Origin of the sequence: Streptomyces sp. CA-179760, from assembly GCF_050937045.1 — a bacterium.
In the GTDB taxonomy this organism is placed as follows: Bacteria; Actinomycetota; Actinomycetes; order Streptomycetales; family Streptomycetaceae; genus Streptomyces.
Genome location: NZ_JBNJLZ010000001.1, coordinates 881,442 through 906,138, shown reverse-complemented (window position 1 = coordinate 906,138; position 24,697 = coordinate 881,442). Strand labels below are relative to the sequence as shown.

General features: G+C 67.4%; 17 protein-coding genes and 2 pseudogenes. 13 read left to right on the top strand and 6 right to left on the bottom strand.

Features of this window, described 5'->3' with window-relative positions:
- The 5 genes and pseudogenes from ACQEV8_RS03890 (at nucleotide 1) to purU (ending at nucleotide 6,080) form a co-directional block, all read left to right on the top strand.
- Nucleotides 1–297, top strand: coding sequence for a sarcosine oxidase subunit delta (locus tag ACQEV8_RS03890; protein WP_432957326.1), 297 nt, complete (start codon nucleotides 1–3; stop codon nucleotides 295–297).
- Nucleotides 294–3,182, top strand: a complete 2,889-nt coding sequence (locus tag ACQEV8_RS03885; protein WP_432957324.1) for a sarcosine oxidase subunit alpha family protein — start codon at nucleotides 294–296, stop codon at nucleotides 3,180–3,182. Before ACQEV8_RS03890 ends, ACQEV8_RS03885 begins: the two co-directional genes overlap by 4 nt.
- Nucleotides 3,175–3,783, top strand: coding sequence for a sarcosine oxidase subunit gamma (locus tag ACQEV8_RS03880; RefSeq protein ID WP_432957323.1), 609 nt, complete (start codon nucleotides 3,175–3,177; stop codon nucleotides 3,781–3,783). The genes ACQEV8_RS03885 and ACQEV8_RS03880 overlap by 8 nt, the downstream gene beginning before the upstream one ends.
- A pseudogene (locus tag ACQEV8_RS03875) lies at nucleotides 3,783–5,155 on the top strand (L-serine ammonia-lyase). Before ACQEV8_RS03880 ends, ACQEV8_RS03875 begins: the two are co-directional and overlap by 1 nt.
- Before the next feature lie 4 nt (nucleotides 5,156–5,159).
- On the top strand, nucleotides 5,160–6,080 hold the full coding sequence (purU, locus tag ACQEV8_RS03870; RefSeq protein ID WP_432957321.1) for a formyltetrahydrofolate deformylase: 921 nt from the start codon (nucleotides 5,160–5,162) through the stop codon (nucleotides 6,078–6,080).
- A gap of 449 nt (nucleotides 6,081–6,529) precedes the next feature.
- On the opposite strand, the gene ACQEV8_RS03865 is transcribed toward purU, so the two are convergent.
- The 5 genes from ACQEV8_RS03865 to ACQEV8_RS03845 all read right to left on the bottom strand — a co-directional run bounded on the left by ACQEV8_RS03865 (nucleotide 6,530) and on the right by ACQEV8_RS03845 (nucleotide 12,663).
- Nucleotides 6,530–7,918 (bottom strand): GntR family transcriptional regulator, encoded by a 1,389-nt coding sequence (locus ACQEV8_RS03865; protein WP_432957320.1) that lies wholly within the window; start codon nucleotides 7,916–7,918, stop codon nucleotides 6,530–6,532.
- Nucleotides 7,919–8,329: 411 nt separating this feature from the next.
- Entirely contained in the window at nucleotides 8,330–8,725 is a 396-nt protein-coding gene (locus ACQEV8_RS03860; protein WP_432957318.1) for a PPOX class F420-dependent oxidoreductase, read from the bottom strand.
- A gap of 463 nt (nucleotides 8,726–9,188) precedes the next feature.
- A complete protein-coding gene (locus ACQEV8_RS03855; RefSeq protein ID WP_432957317.1) occupies nucleotides 9,189–10,292 on the bottom strand; it encodes a mandelate racemase/muconate lactonizing enzyme family protein in 1,104 nt (367 codons plus the stop codon).
- An 18-nt stretch (nucleotides 10,293–10,310) separates the two neighbouring features.
- Complete coding sequence (locus tag ACQEV8_RS03850; RefSeq protein ID WP_432957316.1) at nucleotides 10,311–11,390, bottom strand: alcohol dehydrogenase family protein; 1,080 nt, start codon at nucleotides 11,388–11,390, stop codon at nucleotides 10,311–10,313.
- A 55-nt stretch (nucleotides 11,391–11,445) separates the two neighbouring features.
- Nucleotides 11,446–12,663, bottom strand: a complete 1,218-nt coding sequence (locus ACQEV8_RS03845; protein WP_432957314.1) for a 2Fe-2S iron-sulfur cluster-binding protein — start codon at nucleotides 12,661–12,663, stop codon at nucleotides 11,446–11,448.
- A gap of 624 nt (nucleotides 12,664–13,287) precedes the next feature.
- Between ACQEV8_RS03845 and ACQEV8_RS03840 the strand changes: the two genes are divergently transcribed.
- From ACQEV8_RS03840 to ACQEV8_RS03805, 8 genes and pseudogenes are all read left to right on the top strand, one after another.
- Nucleotides 13,288–14,598 carry an aromatic ring-hydroxylating oxygenase subunit alpha gene (locus tag ACQEV8_RS03840; protein ID WP_432957313.1) on the top strand — a complete coding sequence of 437 codons (1,311 nt, stop codon included), beginning with the start codon at nucleotides 13,288–13,290 and terminating at the stop codon, nucleotides 14,596–14,598.
- Between the two features lie 90 nt (nucleotides 14,599–14,688).
- Nucleotides 14,689–15,951 (top strand): quaternary amine ABC transporter ATP-binding protein, encoded by a 1,263-nt coding sequence (locus ACQEV8_RS03835; protein WP_432957312.1) that lies wholly within the window; start codon nucleotides 14,689–14,691, stop codon nucleotides 15,949–15,951.
- A gap of 287 nt (nucleotides 15,952–16,238) precedes the next feature.
- A pseudogene (locus tag ACQEV8_RS03830) lies at nucleotides 16,239–16,781 on the top strand (ABC transporter permease); the annotation flags it as partial.
- A 180-nt stretch (nucleotides 16,782–16,961) separates the two neighbouring features.
- Complete coding sequence (locus ACQEV8_RS03825; protein ID WP_432957311.1) at nucleotides 16,962–17,873, top strand: glycine betaine ABC transporter substrate-binding protein; 912 nt, start codon at nucleotides 16,962–16,964, stop codon at nucleotides 17,871–17,873.
- A gap of 165 nt (nucleotides 17,874–18,038) precedes the next feature.
- Nucleotides 18,039–19,253, top strand: a complete 1,215-nt coding sequence (fdhA, locus tag ACQEV8_RS03820) for a formaldehyde dehydrogenase, glutathione-independent (protein ID WP_432957309.1) — start codon at nucleotides 18,039–18,041, stop codon at nucleotides 19,251–19,253.
- 85 nt (nucleotides 19,254–19,338) lie between these two features.
- Nucleotides 19,339–20,718 carry an FAD-dependent oxidoreductase gene (locus tag ACQEV8_RS03815; protein ID WP_432957308.1) on the top strand — a complete coding sequence of 460 codons (1,380 nt, stop codon included), beginning with the start codon at nucleotides 19,339–19,341 and terminating at the stop codon, nucleotides 20,716–20,718.
- A gap of 92 nt (nucleotides 20,719–20,810) precedes the next feature.
- Nucleotides 20,811–21,725 carry a 4-hydroxy-tetrahydrodipicolinate synthase gene (dapA, locus tag ACQEV8_RS03810; RefSeq protein ID WP_432957306.1) on the top strand — a complete coding sequence of 305 codons (915 nt, stop codon included), beginning with the start codon at nucleotides 20,811–20,813 and terminating at the stop codon, nucleotides 21,723–21,725.
- A 66-nt stretch (nucleotides 21,726–21,791) separates the two neighbouring features.
- On the top strand, nucleotides 21,792–23,294 hold the full coding sequence (locus tag ACQEV8_RS03805; protein WP_432957304.1) for an aldehyde dehydrogenase family protein: 1,503 nt from the start codon (nucleotides 21,792–21,794) through the stop codon (nucleotides 23,292–23,294).
- A gap of 342 nt (nucleotides 23,295–23,636) precedes the next feature.
- On the opposite strand, the gene ACQEV8_RS03800 is transcribed toward ACQEV8_RS03805, so the two are convergent.
- A complete protein-coding gene (locus tag ACQEV8_RS03800; protein ID WP_432957302.1) occupies nucleotides 23,637–24,422 on the bottom strand; it encodes an IclR family transcriptional regulator in 786 nt (261 codons plus the stop codon).
- Between the last annotated feature and the right edge of the window lie 275 nt (nucleotides 24,423–24,697).

Here is a 24,697-nt window from a genome sequence, read left to right as displayed (position 1 = left end):
GTGCTGCTGATCACCTGCCCATGGTGCGGTCCCCGCAACGAGACCGAGTACCACTACGGGGGACAGGCCCACGTCCCCTACCCCGGCACCCCCGCGGACCTCACCGACGAGCAGTGGGCCGAGTACGTCTTCTACCGGGACAACCCCAAGGGCCCCTTCGCCGAGCGGTGGATGCACAGCATCGGCTGCCGCCGCTGGTTCAACGTACTGCGCGACACCGCCACCCACGAGGTACTGACCTCCTACCGGCTCGACGAGCCCCGCCCCGAACTGCCCCAGGCCGGAGGGATCCGATGACCGACCAGCACTTCCGGCTCCGGCAAGGAGGCCGCATCGACCGCGACGCCGTACTGCGGTTCACCATCGACGGGCGGGAACTGACCGGGCACCCCGGCGACACCGTCGCCTCGGCGATGCTGGCGAACGGCGTTGTCGAGGTCGCCCCGTCGCTCTACCACGGTCGCCCGCGCGGCATCGTCTCCGCGGGCGTCGAGGACCCGAACGCCCTGTTGCAGCTGGACGGTTCGTACTCGGAGGGCATGCTGCCCGCGACGACGGCGGAGCTGTACGACGGCCTGTCCGCCACGACACTGTCCGGGATGGGCCGGCTCGACCCGGGCTCCGACCCCGCCGTCTACGACAAGAAGTACGTCCACACCGACGTCCTGGTCGTCGGCGCCGGACCGGCCGGGCTCGCTGCCGCTGCCGCTGCCGCTGCCGCGGGCTCCGGCGCCCGCGTGATCCTCGTCGACGACCAGCCCGAGCCCGGCGGTTCGCTGCTCTCCGCGCGCACCGAGCGGGCCGGCGCGCAGAGCGCCCGGGAGTGGGTCGCCGAGATCCGCGCGGCACTCGACGCCGCACCCGAAGTCGTCGTACTGCAACGCACCACGGCCTTCGGCTCCTACGACGACAACTACCTGCTGGCCCTCCAGCGGCGCACCGACCACCTCGGAGCCGACGCCCCCGACGCCTCCGCAGGCGTCTCACGGCAGCGGCTGTGGCACATACGGGCCCGCCAGGTCGTCCTGGCGACCGGCGCTCACGAGCGCCCGCTGGTCTTCGCAGGCAACGATCGGCCCGGCGTGATGCTCGCCGGAGCCGTGCGCACGTACCTCAACCGGTATGCGGTGGCCCCGGGTTCGCGGGCCGTTGTCAGCACGACCAACGACAGCGCCTACGACACGGTCGCCGACCTCCACGCCGCCGGCATCGACATCGCCGCCGTCGTGGACGCACGCCCCGAACTGTCCCACCGGGCCGCCGAGGTCGCCGTGGCGACCGGGGCGCGGGTGTTGACGGGCAGCGCGGTGGTCGACACCGCGGGCGAAGGCCGGCTCACCGGTGTCACCGTCCAGACCCTCGACGCCGAAGGCCAACTCGCAGGCGTACCCGAGCCGTTCGACTGCGACCTGCTCGCCGTCTCGGGCGGCTGGAGCCCGGTGGTCCATCTGCACAGCCAGCGTCAGGGCAGGCTCCGCTGGGACGAGGACCTGGTCGCCTTTGTTCCCGACGGCACCGTACGGGACCAGCAGGTCATCGGTGCGGCCCGCGGGACGTACGGTCTCGACGGCTGTCTGACCGAAGGGGCGCGGGCCGGTGCGCTGGCCGCGACGGATGCCGGATTCGCGGTTCCCGTGCCGCCGCCCGGCGATGCGCGCTCCGGAGTGGGCCCGATACGTGCCCTGTGGCTGGTGCCCGCACCGGACGGCGAGCCAGGCACCTGGGACAGCCACTACGTCGACCTCCAGCGCGATGTCACCGTCGCCGACGTCTGGCGCTCCACCGGTGCCGGCATGCGCGGTGTCGAGCACGTCAAGCGCTACACCTCGCTCGGCACGGCCAACGACCAGGGCAAGACGTCGGGCGTCAACGCGATCGGTGTGATCGCCGAGGCCCTGGGCGGTTCGTTGGGAGAGATCGGCACCACGGCCTATCGGGCGCCGTACACGCCAGTGGGCTTCGCCGCCCTGGCGGGACGTGAGCGCGGCGAGCTGTTCGACCCGGAGCGCATCACGTCCATCCACAGCTGGCACGTGGCGCAAGGCGCGGAGTTCGAGGACGTCGGACAGTGGAAGCGCCCCCGGTACTACCCGCAGACCGGTGAGGTCATGGACACGGCCGTGGCGCGCGAGTGCCGTGCGGCCCGTGAGGGGGTGGCGTTCATGGACGCATCCACCCTCGGCAAGATTGAGATCTGGGGCGCGGACGCGGGCGAGTTCCTCAACCGGATCTACACGAACGCCTTCAAGAAGCTCAAGCCCGGCATGGCCCGTTACGGCGTCATGTGCAAGCCCGACGGCATGATCTTCGACGACGGTGTGACCCTGCGCCTCGACGAGAACCGCTACTTCATGACCACCACAACCGGCGGCGCGGCGGGCGTCCTGGACTGGCTGGAGGAGTGGCTGCAGACCGAGTGGCCCGAACTCGATGTCCACTGCACCTCGGTGACCGAGCAGTGGTCGACCATCGCGGTCGTCGGCCCGCAGTCGCGCCAGGTCGTGGCCCAACTCGCCCCCAACATCGACCTGTCCGCCGAGGCGTTCCCCTTCATGGCCTTCCGCGAGACCACCCTGGCCTCGGGCGTCCCGGCGCGGATCTGCCGGATCTCCTTCTCCGGAGAACTCGCCTACGAGATCAACGTCTCCGCCTGGTACGGCCTGGCCGTCTGGGAGCAGGTGTACGCGGCCGGGCAGCCGTACGGCATCACCTCGTACGGCACCGAGACCATGCACGTCCTGCGGGCCGAGAAGGGCTACATCATCGTCGGACAGGACACCGACGGCACCGTCACCCCACAGGACGCGGGCATGTCCTGGGTGGTCTCGAAGCAGAAAGACTTCGTCGGCAAGCGGTCCTACTCCCGCGCCGACACTGCTCGCACCGACCGCAAGCAGCTGGTCGGCCTGCTGCCGGCCGACCGCACGACCCGGTTGCCCGAAGGCACCCAGCTCGTCGCGCCGGACGTCAACCTGGAGACTGTGCCCGTGCCCATGCTCGGCCACGTCACCTCCAGCTACCACAGCCCGGCCCTCGGCCGCCCCTTCGCCCTCGCCCTCGTCGCCGACGGGCAGGCAAGGAAGGGCCAGACCCTGCTCGCCCCGGTGGGCGAGGACCTGGTGCCCGTCGAGGTGACCGACTTCGTCCTCTACGACCCCGAAGGGACCAGGCGAGATGGCTGAGCTGACCGCCGCATCGCGTACCAGCCCCGTGGCGCACCTGGAGGAACGGATGCGCGCCGCCACCGTCACCGGCCACCGCGGCGTCACGCTGACCGAGTGGCCGTTCCTCACCATGGTGAACGTGCGCGTCAACCCCGCATCCGCAGCGGCCGACCGGATCGGGAAGGCCCTGGGGGCGCCGCTCCCGCCACGGTGCGGCCACACCACCACATCCGGACCCCACACGGTCCTCTGGCTCGGCCCCGACGAGTGGCTCGTGCTGTCCCAGGCCGACGCGACCGCTGTGACCGCCGAGTTGCGGGAGGCACTCGGAGCGGACCCCGGCTCGGTCGTGGACGTCTCGGCGAACCGCACCACGCTGGAGCTGAGCGGCCCGGCCGCCCGGCACGTGCTGGAGAAGGGCTGCACGCTCGACCTCCACCCCCGGGCCTTCGCCCCCGGCCAGGCCGTGTCCACCACGGTGGGACCTATCGCCGTACTGCTCTGGCAGGTCGACGACACACCGACGTACCGGCTCCTCCCGCGCTCCTCGTTCGCCGACTACCTGGCCCGCTGGCTCATCGACGCGATGAGCGAGTACCACGGTACGGAGACTCCCTGATGGCGTTGAGCGCGTTCGACCTGTACTCGGTCGGCATCGGCCCCTCCTCCTCCCACACGGTGGGGCCGATGCGCGCGGCCCGACGCTTCGTCGGGCTCTTGGACGAGGAGGGCCTCCTGCCCTCGGTCAGCCGGGTGCGGGCCGAGCTGTTCGGCTCGCTCGGCCTGACCGGCCGCGGTCACGGCTCAGACAAGGCTGTCATGCTCGGTCTGGAGGACGAGGATCCCGCACCGTGGACACCGACCGGGCCGACGGCCGGGTCGCGCAGGTACGCGACAGCAACACCCTGCTCCTGGCCGGCAAGCACCGGATCGGTTTCGACAGTGATGCCGACCTGGTGCTGCACCGGCGCAAGTCCCTGCCCGCGCACCCCAACGGAATGATGTTCCACGCCTTCGCCGACGACGGCCGGGTGCTCGGCAAACGGATCTACTACTCCGTGGGCGGCGGCTTCGTCGTCGACGAGGACGCCACCGGCGCCGACCGCGTCGTCGCGGACACCACACAAGTACGCTTCCCCTTCGGCTCGGCAGCCGAACTGCTCGCGCACTGCGCGCGGGAAGACCTCGCCATCAGCGACATCATGCTCGCCAACGAGCAGGCGTGGCGGCCCGAGGCCGAGGTGCGCGCAGGACTGCTGCACCTGTGGTCGGTCATGCAGGCGTGTGTGGAACGCGGATGCCACCGCGAGGGAGTGCTGCCGGGCGGCCTGCGGGTGCCGCGCCGCGCACCGGCGCTGTTCCAGACCCTGAACTCGGGCACCGCCGACCAGGATCCGCTGCACATCATGGACTGGGTGAACCTGTTCGCCCTGGCCGTCAACGAGGAGAACGCCTCTGGCGGCCGCATCGTGACCGCCCCGACCAACGGGGCGGCAGGCATCCTGCCCGCCGTACTGCTCTACTACACGCGGTTCGTCACCGGCGCCGACGACGACGGCATTGTCCGCTTCCTGCTGACCGCCGCTGCCATCGGCATCCTGTTCAAGGAGAACGCCTCCATCTCCGGCGCCGAGGTCGGCTGCCAGGGCGAGGTCGGATCCGCATGCTCCATGGCGGCCGGAGCACTGTGCGAGGTCCTCGGCGGGACTCCGGAACAGGTCGAGAACGCCGCCGAGATCGGCATCGAACACAACCTGGGGCTCACCTGCGACCCGGTCGGCGGCCTGGTGCAGATTCCGTGCATCGAGCGCAACGCCGTCGCCGCTAACAAGGCCATCAACGCGGCCCGGCTCGCCCTGGCCGGTGACGGTACGCACAAGGTCACCCTGGACAAGGCCATCAAGACCATGCGCGACACCGGCCGGGACATGAAGGCCAAGTACAAGGAAACCGCCCGCGGCGGCCTCGCCGTCAACATCATCGAATGCTGACACCATGACTGATTCCCCGGCTTCCGCCGCGTCCTCTGCCCACTCCGACTCGCGGACCGACCCCGCCACGGCGCCGGTCGAGCACGTGCTCACCCTCGACTGTCCCGAGGCTCCCGGCATCGTTCACGCCGTCTCCCGGTTCCTGGTCGAACACGGCAGCGACATCATCGACAACCAGCAGTTCGGAGACCGCCGCGACGGACACTTCTTCATGCGGGTGCGCTTCGCCACTGTCGGCAGCGAGAACACCTCGCAGACCCTGCGCCGTGACTTCGCAGCCGTGGCCTCTTCCTTCACCATGCGGTGGCACCTCGAACCGGTCAGCACCCGGCGCCGCGTGCTGATCATGGTGTCCCGCTACGGCCACTGCCTCAACGACCTGCTCTTCCGCGCCCGCAGCGGCGACCTGCCCATCGACGTGGTCGCGGTGGTCTCCAACCACCGCGACCACGAGGCACTCGTCGCCTGGCACGACATCCCGTTCTTCCACGTGCCGGTCACTGCCGCGACCAAAACCGAGGCCGAAGGTCGGCTACTGGAAATCATCGACTCGTGCGATCCCGACCTGTTCGTGCTGGCGCGCTACATGCAGGTGCTCTCCGACGACGTGTGCGCCCGACTGGCCGGCCGCATGATCAACATCCACCACTCGTTCCTGCCCAGCTTCAAGGGCGCCAAGCCCTACCACCAGGCACACGAGCGGGGCGTCAAGCTCGTCGGCGCGACAGCCCATTACGTCACCGCCGACCTTGACGAGGGCCCGATCATCACCCAGGAGGTCATCGACGTCGACCACAGCCACACTCCCGACGGTCTGGCCGCCATCGGCCGCGACGCGGAGTCGGCGGCCCTGGCCCGAGCGGTCCGGTGGCACTGCGAAGGCCGGGTGTTCGTCCAGGGGCGGCGCACGGTGGTTCTGCGCTGACGGCCGGGAGGCCAGGGTGGTGCCGAGTGTCGTGCTGTGTGGGTGTCGCGTCGGAAGCCATTCGGTTGGGCCGTCGGTGGCGTCGGCGCGGTCGGCTGGGCGAAGCCCTGCGTGGCCTTGCGGGTCTCGGTGGTCGGTCGGCTCGACGTTTGCCGACGTTGGCTCCAGGTTCCGCTGAACCGCCATCTCCCTGGCCTTCACCGGCCCCCTGCCCGCGCCGCGTGCGGTTGGTCCGGCAGGTCGGAATCCGCCGGCGGTCCGGCGTCAACACCGTCACCGGCAGCTCGTCCTGCCAGGACGCGGCCGTCGGCCCGGCACCGGTGAGACCGCTGTTTCCTGCTCCACCTGGCCTCGGTCACCGTGGCCGCCACCCGGCTACGGGGGCGGCGGCGCTCGTGATCGATACACCGGATGCGACGAAGCGCCGCGCTGCCCTGCGGTACCCGTTCTCACCACGTTGCCGAGGTCGACGTCCTGCGTGTATCGCCGGGACGTGGCGTGGGTCTGCCGGCGATGGCGACCCAGAGGTTGGGGTCGACGTGGTCCTGAGGCAGCAGGTTGGCCATGTAGCGGGTGCTGCGTTCGATCTTGATACGCCACAGACGTGCTGCTTCCTCACCGTCGCCGTTGAGGACGGCCTCGAAGATCGCGGTGTTCTCGCGGGCGATGAGGTCGGCGGCCGCGTCGGTGAAGTCCAGCCGCAGGATGGAGATGAACATCCGTAGCCGCATGCTGAGGCGCTGGAAGAACAGGCTTGCCTGGGGCAGGCCCGCGGTGCGGGCTATCGCGTCCTGGAAGCGCAGGTCGGCCTCCCCGATCCGCACGAGGTCGCTGCGCCGGACCGCTGCGCGGACCTCGGACAGGGCTGTGTCGACCGATCGGAGTTCGGATCGGTGCAGCATGGCGACCCGGCGCATGAGCACGGAGCCCAGTGCCGCCCGGACCGCGTAGAGGTCGAGGACGGCAGTGACGTCGACCTGAGGAACGGCGGCTCCGCGGTGGGGCAGCCGGTCGAGCATTCCTTCCTCGGCGAGCACGCGCAGTGCCTCGCGGACGGCACCTCGGGAGACGCCGAGCCGGGACGCCAGGGGTGCTTCCTTGACGCGTTCGCCGGGTGGGAACGGGCCGGCGAGGAGAGCTTCGCGCACGAGATGGACGACCGGGTCGGAGGTGTCGGCCGGTCCGGGCGTGATGCCGGATGCTTCACCGGTCCACTCGTGATCGGCGGAGTCGTCGGGGCGACATCTCTGCCCGCTCCCAGCCGCGGTTGAGTCTTTATCAAGCCTCATCCAGACGAAGGCACCGGACTGCGGCGTCCACGTGCCGCACCAGGCGCGGAGGCCGTCGCGGAGTGCGGTCGTCGATGTCGCGAAGCCGGGCACGTTCTCGTGGGTGAGCAGCGGATTGTTCGCCAGGAGAACCTCGACCTCGTCGAGCCATGACGCGTCGGTGGGAAGGAGATGCCGGTGGAAACGCGGATGGTGCCGCACCCATGTCTCGACCGTGTCGCGGGCGGGGCTGTCGGGCTCGCCCTCGACGAGAAGGTGGACTTCCGAGCCCGCCGTCATCCGCCGCTCGAGGCTCTCCAGGAAAGCGCCCAGAGCCGCGCCCGGGCCGGTCGGATCGTGTGTGTCTGATGTATCCGGTGTGTCCGGTCCGCCGCGGACCAGTGCGAACGCGTTCGCCACGGCGAGGATGTTCCTCACCTCGGTGGCGCGTCGGCTCATCGGCGCCGCGGGTGTGGAAGTCTTGGCTCCGCGATGCTGGAGAGGCGCGGCGCGACTGTCGGCGACGACGGCGAGCACGCGCGTGGGAGGGTCGAGGAAAAGTCCGATCACGTCGCGGACCTTGGCGGCGCGCAGCGAGGTCCGGCCATCGTTCGCAGGCAACCGGCCCGGTCGCGACTGCAGCCCGTACCTACGCCAGATCCGGTTCACAGTCGCCTGGCTGAGGCGGCGTTGTCCCGACCATCGGCGGCCAGGCGTGGATCAACGGTTACGGGCTGCCCCGCGATTGATCTTGGGGCGTGTTGGCCTGGAGGTTCGGCTGGTGGGGTGATTCAGCAGGCCGTCGCGCGGACGAGTACGATTTCGGTGCGCGCCTAGCGGCGAGTGGGTCTGCGGGCGGCGCGGTCGGAGACGAGTCCGGCGATGGGGCGTGCGGGCCTGACTCGTCATCACACCCGACTCAACTCGCGCGGCCTTCCCATGTGCCCACCTGTGACCAAGATCAATCGCGGGGGCAGTCCGTTAGGCGGAGAAGCCAGTGACCTTGTTCGGCGTCACCCGCACGATAAGCCAGAGCACTTCCTCCGGTTCGGCCGGCGGGTTCTCACCGAGGTACTTCTGCCAGAGCGTGTGAGGCAGCGACTTCTCCCGGTCCTCGATCAGCTCGGCGGTGCCCCGGATGTCTACAGACTGGTACGGGTTCTCGGTATCGAAGACGGTAAGGCTGACCCGCGGGTCCCGGGCGAGATTCCTGGTCTTCTGGCGCCCCGCCGTAGTGGTGAAGAGCACCGTGTCTCCGTCCCTCGCGATCCAGACCACCGAGGTCTGCGGCCCACCGTCCCGGTTCAGCGTCGCGACAGTGGCGAAGTTCCTCCCGTCCAGCAGTTTGCGCGTCCCCTCGTTAAACGTTGCCGACACAGCCCCACCCTTCTGTTCAACACTCTGAGTTGTTCACTGCTGATGCAGTACGGGCTTGAAGATCGAATTCTTCCCACCACAGGGCCGAGGGCTGCTGACCTCAGCCACGGCACCGGACCTCGCTGGTACCGCAGACGGCGCCGAGACGAGTGCGGCCGCCGCTGATGATCGCGCATTGTGCGGACTGGTGAAGAGACGGTGACGGCGGGCCCTGCCCGTCGGTAGGAGATGTTCGACGCTCTGACGGGGCCGTATCGCGGGTCAGCGCGTTATAACACCGTCGTACTCGACCCCGACGACCCGTTTGTCGACGGCTTCACCGTCGGGGATATCTAGGCTCGAATTTGGTCAAAACGAGCGGTGCCCCACCGCTGGGTCACGTACCAGGCTTGTGGTGTCGACCGGCGGCCGTGGAGTGGTCAGCGGGGCGGGCTCCCGGCCAGGCCGGCCACCCGCCCCTCCGCTACGCGAAGGATGCGACAGGCTTGCCGAAGACGCCCTCGTCGGGAACGACGCCGAGACCGGGGCCGGTCGGTACCTGAACGTGGCCCGCTTCGACCCGGATCGGATTGTCGGAGTCGTAGTGGACGTCCATGAAGGGTTCGGCGAGCCATACGCCTTCGAGCAGCTGCGGCTTTACCGTCGCGCCCATGTGAACACATGCGGCAGCGATGATGTCCCCTCCCCATGAGTCATCACATGTATGAGGCATGGAACGTGACTCGCAGAGGTCTCTGACGGTCGCGATACCTCCCAGACCGCCGAGACGTGTGACCTTGAGTCCGAACCCGTCGCATACTCCGAGCGAGATCGCCCGGAGCACGTCATGCACACTCTCGGTGTTCTCGTCGAGGTAGATCCCGTGGTGCAGTTGCCCGCGAATCGCGGCGATCTCCTCCATCGTGTTGCAGGGCTGCTCGAAGACGAAGGGGATGTCGGCGCATTCCCGGCCGATGCGCAGCACGTCGCGTGTGTTCAGCGCCCGGTTGGCGTCGACGGCAAGCCGGGCACAACCCGTCGCTTCCCACACCTTGCGAATCGTCTCGATATCGAGTTCGACCGGCCGCCCACCCACCTTGATCTGAAGACGCGGATAGCCCTCGGCAATCTTCTCCACGGCGATCCGGGCAACTTCATCCGGGTCGCCGACGGTCAGCGAGTAATACGAGTTCACGCGCTCGCTCGCGGCGCCGCCCAGCATGTCGCACACGCGTATGCCGTGGGCCTTGCCGATCAGATCGTGCATCGCGATGTCGATCGCGGCTTTCGCATAGTTGTGCCCATGAAGGAGTGTTGCCATCGCGCGGCGTATCTCCAGCGGACCCGTCACCGTTCTGCCGATCAGGCCCGGCGCCATCTGGTTCAGCGCGGCCCGGGCACCCAGAGCGTGCTCCTGCGCGTACACCGGGCCGACCGGGCACACTTCCCCCCAGCCGGAGACGCCCGTGCTGGACACGACTTCCACAATCGTCGAATCCAGGGCCGAATAGGCGCCTTCGGACATCCGGTAGACCTTGCCGCTCAATGGCAGGTCCATTTGATACACGTGAATCTCGGCGATGCGCATTCTTGCCTTCTTTCGTTTTCACACCGTCGAGGCCGGCGGGATGAGCACCAGCTTTCCGAGGTGGCGTTTCGTGAGGAAGTCTTCCTGTGCTTGAGCGATGGCTTCCAGGGGGTAAGTGCGGGAGACGACCGGTCGCACCTCCTCGCGTTCGAGATACTTGATCACGTTCTCGAACACCTCGTCCTCCTGGAACGTGCAGCCGAACACCGAGAGATCCTTGAGGTACAGCGTGCGCAGATCGATCTCCGCGACCGGCCCTCCGATGGCGCCCGCGACGGCATAGCGGCCGCCGGGGCGCAGCAGGTCCAGCAGGCTCGGAACCTGAGGGCCGCCGACGAGATCGATCACCACGTCGACGGAGCCGCCGCCAAGGGCGCTGATCACATCTGCGCCCCGGTCGACAGTCTGGTCGGCGCCCTGCGCCATGACATCGGCGGCCTTCGTGGCCGAGCACACCGCGATGACGGTCGCGCCCCGGCGTTTGGCGAGTTGTACGGCGGCGAGCCCCACTCCGCCCGAGGCGCCGGTCACGAGTACCCGCTCCGCTCCGACCGCGGCCCGGTGCAGCATGTTCTCCGCGGTGGAGTAGGCACATGGCACGGCCGCGAGTTCCTCGTCGCTCCAGTCGCTGTGAACGGCGTACGTCTCCGCGGCGGGGGCCACTGCGAACTGCGCGAATCCGCCGTCGCATTCGCTGCCGAACGTCCAGCACGCGAAGGGCTGGTGGTCGACGGGCGTGCGCAGCATGTTCCGAACGAGGACTCGTTCGCCGATGCGATCGCGCGACACACCCTCGCCCACGTCGGCGATGCGGCCGCAGACGTCCGCACCCTGGATGCGGGGGAACTCGAGGGCTTTGCCCGTCCACGTCGCGTCCGCGTCGTCGACGGCGTCGAAACCCGCTGATCCTCCTTCGCCTGTCCCAGAGGTGATCACCTTCGAGTACCAGCCGATACGCGTGTTCACGTCCGTGTTGTTGATCCCGGCGGCGGCGACCTGGATGAGCACCTCGCCCTTCTTCGGGCGAGGAACGGGTACGTCAGTCCGGTACTCGAGTTTCTCCAGCCCGCCGTGCCCGGTGAGGAGGACGGCTGCCATTGTCTTCGGCAACAAGTTTTCGCTACCTTCGATGTCGTTCACTTACAGCCCCCTGTCATGCGTCGATTCGGACGTCGCTCAAGGGCTTGGAGCAGCAGATCAGGATCTTGTTCTGGGCGATTTCGCGCGGACGGATTCCCCCGTTGTGCTGCATGTCGACCTCTCCGGCGAGCATGGTCGTCTTGCAGGTCCCGCACATCCCCTGGGTGCACGAGGCCGGAGGCCTGAGGCCGGCCGCGTAGGCGGCGTCGAGCAGGGTTCCATCCGCGGCGCAGGTGACGGTGCGGCCACTGCGGACGAACTCGACGCTGTAAGTGGTGTGCGCGTCGGCTTCTTCGGCCGGTGCAGGGGCGTGGTCACCCTCGAGGGCGTCGGGCAGCGCTGCGGCTCCGTCGGCATCGCTGTCGACAGGAGGGGGAACGTCGGAGGCCGGGAGGCTTTCGAAGGAGAAGCTCTCCTCGTGGTACCCGCTCATGTCGTAGCCGAGTTCCCCGAGGATGCCCCGGATCGACGCCATGTAGCCGGCGGGCCCGCAGGTGTAGGTCTGGCGTTCGTCGAGATCGGGTGCGAGTGCCTGGAGTATGGGCGCCGACAGGCGGCCGCGCAGCCCCATCCACCGTTCCGATGGATAGTCGTCCTCACATACGTGGACGATCCGGATGTTCGGCATGACAGCGGCCATGGCTTCGAGCTCGCGGCGGAAGATGATATCCGCAGGCGTGCGGGCGCTGTGTACGAAGAGGACGTCCGCATCCGAGCCGAGGTCGTACATGGTCCGCGTCATTGACATGAGCGGAGTAATGCCGCTGCCGGCGGACAGGAACAGGTACTTCGGCGCCGACGGGTTCGCCAGCGTGAAGCCGCCCAACGGTGCCTGGGCGGTGATGCGTGCGCCGGGGACCACGTGGTCGTGCAGCCAGTTCGAGACCGGGCCACCGGGGACGCGCTTGACCGTGATCGAGATCAGGTGCGGGCGTGTCGGTGGTGACGAGATGGTGTAGCAGCGAGTGAATGCCACCCCGTCGATCTCGAGCTGGAGCGTGATGAACTGACCTGGGTCGAAGCGGAACGTGCGATGGCCGTCAGCCTCGAAGTGGAAACTTTTGACGTCATGGGTGATGTCGAGGACCTTGCGGCACACCAGTACCGCCTGGTCCTCCTCGCCCCAGCAGTCCGGAGCCCAGGGCGGGGACACTAGGCCGAAATCTGCCTGGGTCGCGAACAGGTCACCTGTGGTGACCACGGTGTCCGGGCCAGTTGCTGCGACCACCACTTGAACCTCCAGTAGCACGGTGGGCACCGATTGATGACTCGAAGCCGAACCCGCTGCGTCGGGTGAGCAGCGACTCGGTTGTGTGAAGCGTTCGGTTCTGCTCAGCCGGAACTCAGGCGGTGATGTGCTCACTCCTGCATCAGGTCCCGGCTTGTAGCCAGGGGCTCGTGAACCCGTTCGGCGGTCAGTAGCGCACCGAGGGGTTCCCGCGGGGTGACTCGCAATGTTGTACCGCATGGCGCAACCTTCGTATCCTGCGAGACAAGAGTGAGTCCGTCGGTCCTCGGTTGTCAACAGGCCTCGTCAGGTCGCCGAAGGAGCCCTTGGGGGAGGGGTGGGGCTGCTTGCTCGTCAAGCGGATCGCCGCCGCCGCAGAGCCGCCTCCGCCGTGTCCGGCGCCCGGCCGGTTCGTCGATGTGCCGGTGCTCCGTGAGTCGAGGCGGCAGGCGAAACCGCCAGGTAATCAAGCATTTACCAAGCGGGTGCCAATTCGTCGGAACCGCCAGGCTGGAGCCCTTGACAGGGTATGGGGTCACTTCTAGCCTCGGTTCGCACAGTGCGATTGTCCCACTGTGCGAAACAGGGACTCGTCGTAAATTCTTGATCATGAGTGGGAGATGTCCCGTGAACTTCTCGTCCGCCAATCCGGCATCGGCCCCTGATATCGCCGAGATGGTCGCGCGCCGAGCGGTCGGCTACAGCCTTGAGGCGCCCTTCTATACCAGCCAAGAGGTCTACGACCTCGACCTCGAGGTCATATTCGGTAGGCACTGGCTGTTTGCCTGCGCGGAGGCGGAGCTGGCCGAGCCGGGTGACTACGTCACCCTGGACATCGGGCGGCAGTCGATCATCATCGTGCGGGATGACGACGAGAGCATCCGAGCCCTCCGTAACGTCTGCCGGCACCGTGGCTCCCGGATCCTGGAGGACCCGTGTGGTTCTGTGGGCAACCTGGTCTGCCCGTACCACCAGTGGACCTACCGCACGGACGGCACCCTGATCCACGCCGAGGGCCAGGACCCCGCGCTCGACCGTAAGCAGTTCGGTCTCAAGCCCGTCAGCGTGCGCACCGTGGCCGGACTGGTCCTGGTGTGTCTCTCCGATGAGCCTCCCACGGACATCGACGAGGTGGCCGCGGTCATCGAGCCCTACCTGGCGCCCTACCGGCTCCAGGACGCGAAGGTCGCGCACCAGATCGACCTGATCGAGGAGGGCAACTGGAAGCTGGTGATGGAGAACAACCGCGAGTGCCAGCACTGCGATGCCGGCCACCCGGAGTTGCTCACCGCCTACTTCCCCCTCGGGCTTTACGCCGGGGGCGATTATCCCCCACGGATGCGTGCCGTTCTCGAGCGTTACCAGGCCGCCGAGGCTCGTCTGCACTATGCGTGCGCGGCGACCGGCATGCCGGTCGGCACGCATCGCGAGCTCGACGATCGGCCCACTGGGTACCAGATCACCCACCTGCCGCTCGACGGCGTAGGTGCCTCCTTCGGAGAGGCGGGTGCGCAGGTCAGCCGCAGGCTGATCGGTGAGATCGCGATCCCTGAGTTCGGCGACATGTCGCTGCATCTGCAGCCCAACTCGTGGTTCCACATGCTCAGCGACCACGCCGTGGTCTTCCGTGTCATGCCTGTCGCGCCGGACAAGACCCTTGTCCGCACCACCTGGCTCGTGCACGCCGACGCCGTGGAAGGTGTCGACTACGACGTCGACTCCCTGACCGCCGTATGGAGCGCCACCAACGATCAGGACCGGGCATTCGTCGAGAAGTGCCAGCGAGGTGCGAGTGACCCTGGATACGAGCCCGGCCCCTATGCGGGGGTCGAGGGCGACGTCGAGGCATTCGACAACTGGTACATAAAGCGCCTGCGCGATCATCTCGGTCTCAATGACGCACACCTGTCCCTGATCACTCACGCCTCCGGCCAGTGACCATCCACCAAACACTCGAAGTCTCGGGCCCCGTGGCCTTCACGTGACTGAGAGCCGAGTTCGCACCACAACCGGCGACAGGAGTCCGGCATGAACGCGATTGTGGCCCATGAGACGTACAAGGTCTTCGGTAAACGTCCTGACCGTGGCGTCGCACGTCTGCGCGAAGGCGCGACGCGCGAGGAACTGCGCAAGGACGGCATCACCGCAGCTGTGATCGACGCGTCCTTCGAGGTACGTGAAGGCGAGATCTTCGTCGTCATGGGACTGTCCGGCTCGGGCAAATCCACGCTGATCCGCATGGTGAACGGGCTGTGGGAGCCCACCGCGGGTGAGTTGCTGGTCCATGGCGAAGACGTCGTCACGATGAACCAACAGCAGTTGCGACGCATGCGCCGGGAGAAGGTCAGCATGGTCTTCCAGCACTTCGCGTTGTTTCCGCATCGCACGGTGGGTGAGAACGCCGCGTACGGCTTGAAGGTCCAGGGCATACCCAAGGACGAGCACGAGCGCCGAGCCAAGGAAGCACTGCGCCTGGTGGGGCTCAAGGGCTGGGAGGACTCACTCCCGGGACAACTGTCCGGGGGCATGCGGCAACGTGTCGGCCTGGCGAGGGCACTTGCCGCGGGTACCAACATTCTGCTGATGGACGAGGCGTTCAGCGCGCTGGATCCCCTGATCAAACGCGAGATGCAGGACCAGCTGATAGAGCTTCAGCACAAGCTCGGCAAGACCATCCTCTTCATCACGCACGATCTGAACGAGGCCATGCGCCTCGGGGACAGAATCGCGATGATGCGCGACGGGCGGGTCGTCCAGGTCGGCACGGCCGAGCAGATTCTCAACGATCCGGCCGACGACTTCGTCGCCCAGTTCGTTCTGGACGTCGACCGGACGCGTGTGCTGACCGCCGGCGCCGTCATGACCCCACCGGTGGCTCTTGTCGGGTCCGAGCTGGGACCCCGAGCCGTCCAGAAGATGATGCGTGACCATCAGGCCGCGCGCCTCTTCGTGGTCGACCGGAACAGGAAACTGTGCGGTGCCGTCGACGAAGAGGCGGTCGTGGGCGCTGTGGGGGAGGGGGCGGACTCCCTGGACGGCGTTCTCGACGACCAGGTGGTCAGCGTGTCCGAGCATGCCCACCTCTCCGAACTGCTGGCGTTGAGTGCCGACACCCCCAAGGCTCTGGCCGTCGTGGACGACGAGAGCCGAGTGGTGGGGGTGCTGGCTCGCGTCACGCTGCTCCACGCCCTGGCGCAGCGAGGCGGCGTACATCAGGCCAGTAACGGCCAAGCCTCTGCGGTCCCGGTGCTCCATTCCGATCACGACCGTGCGGAGGTGAGTGCGCGATGACCGCGCTGTCGCTGTTCGATGTTCCCAAGATCCCCGTCGGGGATGCGCTCCAGGACTTCTTCGACTGGCTCACCACACACATGGGTGGGTTCTTCGACACGGTGAGCAACGTCATCGGCTCTGTTGTCGACAGCTTCATCAGTGTCCTCGAAGCGCCGGACCCCGTTGTTCTGGCGCTGATCTTCGCCTTGATCGGGATGCTGTTCAAGGGATGGAAGTTCGCCGTCGTCGCCTTCCTCGGATTGCTGTTCATTATCAGCATGGAGCAGTGGGCCGCCGCGATGCAGACACTGGCGCTCGTTCTGGTCGCCACTTTGGTGGCGATTGTGATCGCGATCCCCACAGGAGTGCTCGCAGCGAGGAAACCGTGGGCGAGTGCGGCGCTCAGGCCGATCATGGATCTGATGCAGACGATGCCCGCGTTCGTGTGGCTGGTGCCCGTCGTCACACTCTTCAGCATCGGTGTAGTCCCGGGCGTCGTCGCGACGATCATCTTCGCGTTGCCGCCGGGCGTCCGACTGACGGAGCTGGGGATCCGGAACGTCGACGCGGAGGTCGTCGAGGCGGCCAACGCGTTCGGGTCCACGCCCCGCCAGACCCTGCTGGGCGTACAACTGCCACTGGCGCTCCCGACGATCATGGCCGGGGTCAACCAGGTCATCATGCTGTCCCTCTCGATGGCTGTGATCTCCGGCCTGGTGGGAGCCGAAGGACTGGGCGGTCAGGTGACAACCGCCATTTCGACGCTGGATCTCGGTCTCGGCTTCGAGGCAGGGCTCTCGGTGGTGATCCTGGCCATCTATCTGGACCGGGTCACGGCCTCCGTGGGACAGGGCAGGGGCGGCGGGAGGCGCGGTTTCTGGCTTCGCAAGCCACGGCCGTCCGCTCCCGAAGAAGAGGATTCCACTCTCGACGGAGGTGAGAAGGAATCACCCGCAGTGGCGGAAATCGGGGCGTCAAAGATCGGCGGATAGGTCACTGCGGCCGTCCGGTACGTGAGAGGAACAAGAATGATGGCGAAGCGATGTAGAGCGGTTTCGATGCGGCTCGGTATAGCCGTGTCAGTATTCGCCCTGGCCGCGGCCGGCTGTGCGGAAAACAGCGGCTCCGGCGGCGACGACAAGACCATCACGATGGGCGTGATCCCGGGATGGACCGACGAAACGAGCACGGCGTATCTGCTCAAGAACGTTTTGGAAAAAAATGGCTACACCGTCAAGGTGACGAAGCTCAGTGACAACGCCCCGATGTACACCGCGCTCTCGAACGGGGACATCGACCTCCTTTCCTCCGCCTGGCCGGAACGCACGCACAAGTCCTACATGGACAAGTACGGCGACAAGATCGAGGACATCGGTACCTATTACGACAACGCGGGGCTCTTCCTCGCGGTGCCCACGTACTCGGACGTCAAGTCCCTCGCCGACCTGCCCAGCCACGCGAAGGAGTTCGACGGCAAGGTCACCGGGATCGAGCCGGGCGCCGGTCTGACGAAGGCGACGCAGGACGACGTCTTCCCCGCCTACGGACTCGACAGCAAATTCAAGCTGGTGACCTCCTCGACGACCGCGATGCTCACGGAGCTGAAGAAGGCCACGGGGGCGAAGGAACCCATCGTGGTGACGCTATGGAAGCCGTTCTGGGCCAATCAGGCTTTCCCCGTCCGGCCCCTAGAGGACCCGAAGGGAGCGTTCGGCAAGCCGGAAGGCCTGCACAGCCTCGCTCGCGACGGATTCTCCAAGGACTTCCCGGACGTTGCTGAAATGATCAAGAACTTCAAGTTGACCGACGCGCAGTACGGCAGCTTGGAGGACTCCGTGGTCAACAAGTTCGGCCAGGGCAAGGAGCCGCAGGCCGTTCAGGCGTGGCTCAAGGAGAACCCGGACTACGCGCCGTCCCTGGAGAAGTACCTGAAGAAGTGACGCGGCTGCCCCGGTACGGCACTTTCCTCGGCACTTTCCTCCCCACGAGGCAGAGCGCCGTATCGGGGCCCGACGGTTCCACCGAGCGGGCGGGAGTCGTATGACGAAGCCCGCCACGCACCCGTGAATCGCTCCCCAACCAGGAGCAGGACGGAGTCACCTCACATGGCAGGCAACAAGGTCGTCGTCTACCAGGGGCCCGGCAAGGTCGGGATCGAGGAGATCGACTATCCCAAGCTCGAACTCCCCGCCGACGTGGTGAAGGGGCTGAGTATCAAGAAGGCCGCGCCGCATGCCGTCGTACTGAAACTCGTCACCACCAACATATGCGGCAGTGACCAGCACATGGTCCGTGGCCGTACGACGGCCCCGGTCGGCCAGACGCTGGGCCACGAGATCACCGGCGAAGTCGTCGAGGTGGGTGACGACGTCCTCTTCGTCAAGGAGGGCGACATCTGCTCGGTGCCGTTCAACATCGCCTGCGGGCGCTGTCGGATGTGCAACGAGGGCAAGACTGGCATCTGCCTGAACGTCAACCCGGCCCGCGCCGGCGCGGCGTACGGCTACGTCGACATGGGTGGCTGGCTGGGCGGCCAGGCGGAGTACGTCATGGTGCCGTTCGCCGATTTCAACCTGCTGAAGTTCCCCGACCGCGACGCCGCATTGGCCAAGATCCTCGACCTGACGATGTTGTCCGACATCTTCCCGACTGGCTACCACGGCGCGTACACCGCCGGCGTGACCACCGGCTCCACCGTGTACGTCGCGGGCGCCGGTCCGGTCGGTCTCGCCGCGGCGTACTCCGCGCAGTTGCTGGGTGCCTCGGTCGTCATCGTCGGTGACATGAACGCCGACCGGCTCGCGCAGGCCCGGAGCTTCGGCTGCGAGACCGTCGACCTCAGCACCGGAAACGACCTGGCCGACATGATCGCGGACATCCTGGGCGAGCCAGAGGTCGACGCCGCCGTCGACGCGGTCGGCTTCGAGGCCCGCGGGCACGGAGCGGGGGCGGGCGAGGCTCCGGCGACGGTACTCAACGACATGATGACCGTCGCTCGTGCCGGCGCGTCGCTCGGCATCCCGGGGCTTTACGTCACGGGCGATCCGGGTGCGGTCGACGACGCGGCCAAGGTGGGGCAGATCGGGGTACGCCTGGGCCTCGGCTGGGCCAAGTCGCACGAGTTCACCACCGGCCAGTGTCCGGTCAAGCGCTACAACCGGCAGCTGATGAACCTCATCCTCGCCGACAAGGCGCACATCGCGAAGGCGGTCAACGCCGTCACGATCGGACTCGGCGAGGCGCCGCAGGGCTACCAGGAGTTCGACCAGGGCGCGGCGAAGAAGTACGTCATCGATCCGCACGGGATGGTGGCTCCCTGACTCCCGTTCATCCGGCGGCCGAACAGCCGTCGTAGGGAAGGCCGTCCCCGGAGCACACCGCCAAGCAACACATACGCACAGGCACATGGAGGATACAGTGAAGGACGTGGTGATCGTCGGGGGCGGCCTCGCCGGCCTGGCGGCGGCGTGGAGACTGCGCCATCGCGACATCCTGTTGATCGAGGCCGACAACCGGGTCGGCGGCAGGATCCGCTCCGAGGCCCGTGGCCCCTACTGGCTGAACTGGGGTGGCCACGTCTACGACGGCGGTCCCGCGTCGGCCACCCAGCGGCTGCTGAAGGACACAGGGTTCACGTCAAGGCCGGTGCCGGGGAACCTGACCGGCCTCAGCATGAACGGCCGACTGCTGCTCAGCGGTCGCGTGGAGACCTTTCCCTTCCGGGTCCCCATGTCCTGGGGCGATCGGGCGAGTCTGATCAAGGTGGGAGCGACGGTCCGGCTGGCCGTGGCGCGCTACGCCCGTCTGGTCAAACGTCGCCCGGGCGAGGACGAGGCCACCCGTCAACAGCGGGTCTACGACTTCATGAATGATCGTTCCTTCGCCGACTTCATCGGCACCCTTCCCGAGGACGCCGAGGCGCTCTTCAAGCCCACGGTGACCAGGTCCTCCGCGGAGATGCACCAGATCTCCGCCGGGGCCGGCATCGGGTACTTCAACCTGGTCTGGAACATCGGCGCGGGACTGTCGCACAGCATCGACGGGGGACCCTCCACCCTGCTCGAGGGCATCGCCGACGCACTGGGCGATCGGGTGCAACTCGGCGCCGCCGCCGAGGAAGTCGTGAGCAAGGGCGCGTCCGTCGTGGTGCGATACCGCCAGGGTGGCGTCGAGCACGAGGTCGAGGCCCACAGCGTCATCCTCGCCACGACCGCGAGCGTGAGCCATCGCATCGGTGTCGACCTCGACGAAGACCTCCGCGACGCACTCTCCCAGATCAAGTACGGCCCGTTCGTGAGCGCGGCCTTCCTCACCAACGAGACCGAACGTCAGAAGTGGGACGGCACCTATGCGATAGCCACCCCCAAGCGGTCGTTCAACGTGGTGCTCAACATGTCCAACAACGTGCACGGCCACACGCAGGAACGACAGCCGGGCAGCAGCTTCATGACCTTCTCTCCGGCCGCACTCGCCCGCCAACTGCTGGAGCAGGACGACGAGACCATCCTCCGGACCTACATCGACGATCTCGACCAGGTGCTGCCCGGCTTCGCCTCGCACGTCGCCGAAGCAGAGGTGGCACGGTGGCCCGAGGCCTCGCCCTACTGCTTCCCCGGCCGCGGCCGGCTCCAGTCGACCCTCACCAGGCCCAACGGTCGAGTGATGCTGGCGGGGGACTACCTCGGCACCCAGTACACGGAGACCTCGGTGCACACCGCCTTCGCGGCCGCCCAAGCCGCGGAGAACCTCGTGAACGCCGACCAGCCCCAGCGCCGAGCCGCATAGCTGCCGCCGGACCCGACGCTGTCGTAGGTCCCCGCCTTCTTCTCCTCCGCTTCCTCCCCGATCTCGACTTCGACACCGAAGGTGCCTCCACCATGTCCTCACAGCTGCGCGGCGTCCTGTCCGCCCTCCTCACCCCCTTCGATGACAACGGCTCGGTCGACGAGGCGACTCTGCGACGAGTCGTCGACCGCAACATCGACGGCGGCGTCCACGGCGTCGTGGCCTGCGGTTCGACCGGGGAGTTCACCACGCTCAGCAACGCCGAGCGCCGCCTCGTCGTGGAGACCGTGATCGACCAGACCGCGGGCCGGGTGCCAGTGGTGGCACAGACCGGCGCCCAGTCCACGAGGGAGGCCATCGAGCTCTCGCGCCACGCGGAACAGGCGGGCGCGTCTGTGCTGATGGTGGTGGCGCCGTACTACGAGCCGCTCACGATCGAGGAGACCAAGCACTACCTCACGACCGTGGCCGAGTCGGTGAGCATTCCGATCATGCTCTACAACCTCCCGATCGCCACCGGCGTCAACATGACGCCCGACCTGGTCGGCGAACTCGCCCGCGAGGTCGAGAACATCCAATACATCAAGGACACCTCCGCCGACATAGCCCAGGCCGGGCAGCTGATCCACAACCACGGAGAAGTCGTCTCGACCTTCGTCGGCTGGGACTCCCTGCTGCTCGCCGCGCTCTCCGAGGGCGCCGCCGGGGTGATGGCCGGAACCGCCAATGTCGTGGCGGCCCAGCTGGTATCGATCCACGCCGCCATGAGCGAGGGCGATCTGCACCGGGCGCGTGCCGAGTGGGAGCTGGTCTACCCGCTGATCGACGCGATCATGTCGGCGCCCTTCTCCGCCGCGGTCAAGACGGCGCTCGGCGCGACGGGCTTCGCGATCGGGAGCCCCCGGCCGCCCGTGGCGCCGCTCGACCCCGAGGTGGCCGCGGCCATCTCGAAGCTGGCGGCGCCCCTTTCGTCATCGACGGTGAGCCAGGACGCCGCAGCCGTCTGACCTGCTCACCGCGCGACTCTCATCGCCGGTCGCGTTCACAGCCCCACAACCACCGAAGGAGTGGACATGTCCCTCAAGGACCCGACCACAGGCGTACGGCGTGCGCCGGAGGCCACCAAGTTTGATCCGGCGGACCTGCCGCCGGCCGGGCATGTCATAGACGGCGCCTTTCGCGAGGCCCCGACCGCCGAGCTGCTGGACATTGTCAATCCCGCCTCCGAAGAGGTGATCGCCCGGGTCGCGCTGGGCACCGAGGCGGACGTCGACCTCGCGGTCGCCGCGGCGGTCAAGGCCAAGGAATCCTGGGCGCGTCTCGTGCCCAAGACGCGCTCGGAAATCCTGCACGCCATCGCCGACCGGCTCGCGGCCAACCATGACGTGCTGGTTCGTCTGGAGTCCGCCAACACGGGTAAGCCGACCTCGGTGGCCCGCGACGACGTCGACGGAACCATCGACACGTTCCGGTTCATGGCCGGCGCGCTGCGCGCGTCCACGACGATGGCGGCCGGCGACTACGCCGAATCCCACCTCTCGGTGATCCTGCGCGAACCCCTCGGTGTGGTGGGCGTCGTCACACCGTGGAACTACCCCCTCCTGATGGCGGCGTGGAAGATCGCGCCGATCCTTGCCGCGGGCAACACTCTGGTGATCAAGCCTTCGGAGCAGACGCCCCTGACCACGCTCAAGTTCGCCGAGCTGGTCGCCGACCTGCTCCCCGCGGGCGTGCTTAACGTTGTGACGGGACTCGGTCCCGTCGTCGGCTCCGCCCTCGCCTCGCACGCCGACATCGGCATGATCGCGTTGACCGGATCGGTCGGCAGCGGGCGTGCCGTCGCGCGTGCCGCCGCGGACACCCTCAAGCGGGTCCACCTCGAACTCGGCGGCAAGGCCCCGGTCGTGGTCTTCGAGGACGCCGACCTGGACCTCGTGGCGACCTCGCTGCGCGCCGCCAGCTTCTACAACGGGGGCCAGGAGTGCGGTGCCGCCTGCCGAGTGCTGGTACACGAGTCGGTCGCCGACGAACTGATCGACCGCCTGGTGGCACAGGTACGCGAACTGAAGGTCGGTGACCCGGGCGCCGGCGACGACATCGAGGTCGGCCCGCTCGTGTCCAAGGCGCACTACGACCGGGTGCTCGCCCACCTCGAGCGTGCGTTGGCCGAGGGGGCGCACGCCGCCGTCGGTGGCGGCGCCTTCGACGGCACGGGCTACTTTGTCCAGCCGACCGTGCTCGTCGACGTGCCCGTCGATGCCGCGTGCACCCGGGAGGAGATCTTCGGGCCGGTGGTGACGGTCGAGACGTTCTCCACTGAGGACGAGGCCGTCCTGCGCGCCAACAACGTGCCGCTCGGCCTGTCCGCGTCGGTCTGGACGAGCGACGCCCGCCGCAGCCACGACGTAGCCGCCCGGCTCGACTCCGGCACGGTCTGGGTCAACTCCCACCTCGTGCTCGCCAACGAGGTGCCCTGGGGCGGTTTCAAGGGCTCCGGGTACGGGCGCGACCTGTCGATCTACGCACTCGACGACTACTCGCGTACGAAGCACGTCATGCACTATCACGGCCGCTGATCTTCCGTCGTCACCAGTGCCAGGGTGACTACAGGCCTTCGTGAACGCAGAGGCGCCCGGCAGTACTCCGCCGGGCGCCTCTGATCGTTTCCTGGCCGGGCCCCCGGTCGGCGGCCCACGATCCGGTGCAGGGCTCACCGCTGCGACGGGTCACAGATGGCCCACACGACGCGGTGGCGGGTCCGCTGCTGATAGTCGATGCCGTCGTGCATTCGGGCCGCTGAGCCGACGGCAGAGATGTTTCTCCTCTGCCCGCCGACGAGTCTGTGTGTTGCGTCCCCTGCGATCGGCGCCGATGCGCTGTGCTTGCCAGGTGTTGTCCTCGGCCGCCGATAGCGCGACTCAGCCGGCTTTCGGGTATCCGTTTCGCTCCGAGATCTCCGCGGCAGCCGACAGCAGGTGCTCGACTATTCCCAGAATCGTGTCCTCGTTGATACGGAATGCGGGACCGGAGACCACCAGGGCGGCGGCGACCTGGCCGTCGTGGGCTCGAATCGGCGCCGCGACGGCCGCGAGCCCGATCTCCTGTTCCTCGTCGACTCGGGCATAACCGTGCTTGCGTGCGGTCTCCAGCTCGGTCTCCAGGGCGCCCGGATCGACAATCGTGTGCGGGGTGAGGCGTTCCATTTCCGCGTCGAGGTAGGTCTGCAGTTCGGCGCGGGGCATGAACGCGAGGAAGACCTTGCCGGCAGCAGTCGGGTGAAGAGGATGGTGCTGCCCGACCCGGTTCACGATGGTGAGTGAGTCCGAGCCATTTACCTGGTCGATAGAGACCACTGTGCGGCCCTCATGCACCGCGACAATGACGGTCTCCTTCAACTCCTCCGCGAGGCGGTTGCACACGGTGCGACTGATCACGGTCAGATCGTGTTGCTTGCCAACTCCGTCCGCCAAACGCTGGATGCCGTAAGCCAGCCGGTACCCACCTCGTGTGGAGGCTTGCTCGACCATCCCTCTGGCCTCCAGGGTCGCAATCAGCCGAGACACCGTCGACTTGTGCACGGAGATCTCGTTGGCGATTTCTGTGATGCCAGCCACTCTGCGCTGAGAAAGCACCTGGAGGATCGAGATCGCCCTGTCTACCGAATGGACCGAATTGTCTCGCCCTTGCCTGCGCCCGTCGCTCACATGGGACAAGATACAGAGTCGTCCACCCCTTGAGGAAATCTGTCATATCAAATGAGTCATTTTGATGCATTCTGTTCCTTCTGGGGTTATGCCTCTCGAGCCGGGTGCGTTCATCTACACGGCCGCAGCCGCCGTCGCACCTGCACATTGCTGTCTTTGGAGGCCAGCCGCAGGAGCCCAGGCTCAACCCGACGACCTGGCAAGGGTGAGGCGCCCCGCCCCCTCCTGTCGCAATGGCTGGGCGGGGAGCTCCGGCGGTAGGGGTTCTAATGCCG

Bases quoted from the DNA above. Each gene is read 5' to 3' on its own strand.
- ACQEV8_RS03885 (WP_432957324.1), top strand. From the start codon at position 294: ATGACCGACCAGCACTTCCGGCTCCGGCAAGGAGGCCGCATCGACCGC.
- ACQEV8_RS03880 (WP_432957323.1), top strand. From the start codon at position 3,175: ATGGCTGAGCTGACCGCCGCATCGCGTACCAGCCCCGTGGCGCACCTG.
- purU (WP_432957321.1), top strand. From the start codon at position 5,160: ATGACTGATTCCCCGGCTTCCGCCGCGTCCTCTGCCCACTCCGACTCG.
- ACQEV8_RS03855 (WP_432957317.1), bottom strand. From the start codon at position 10,292: ATGCGCATCGCCGAGATTCACGTGTATCAAATGGACCTGCCATTGAGC.
- ACQEV8_RS03850 (WP_432957316.1), bottom strand. From the start codon at position 11,390: ATGGCAGCCGTCCTCCTCACCGGGCACGGCGGGCTGGAGAAACTCGAG.
- ACQEV8_RS03835 (WP_432957312.1), top strand. From the start codon at position 14,689: ATGAACGCGATTGTGGCCCATGAGACGTACAAGGTCTTCGGTAAACGT.
- ACQEV8_RS03825 (WP_432957311.1), top strand. From the start codon at position 16,962: ATGATGGCGAAGCGATGTAGAGCGGTTTCGATGCGGCTCGGTATAGCC.
- fdhA (WP_432957309.1), top strand. From the start codon at position 18,039: ATGGCAGGCAACAAGGTCGTCGTCTACCAGGGGCCCGGCAAGGTCGGG.
- ACQEV8_RS03815 (WP_432957308.1), top strand. From the start codon at position 19,339: ATGGAGGATACAGTGAAGGACGTGGTGATCGTCGGGGGCGGCCTCGCC.
- dapA (WP_432957306.1), top strand. From the start codon at position 20,811: ATGTCCTCACAGCTGCGCGGCGTCCTGTCCGCCCTCCTCACCCCCTTC.
- ACQEV8_RS03805 (WP_432957304.1), top strand. From the start codon at position 21,792: ATGTCCCTCAAGGACCCGACCACAGGCGTACGGCGTGCGCCGGAGGCC.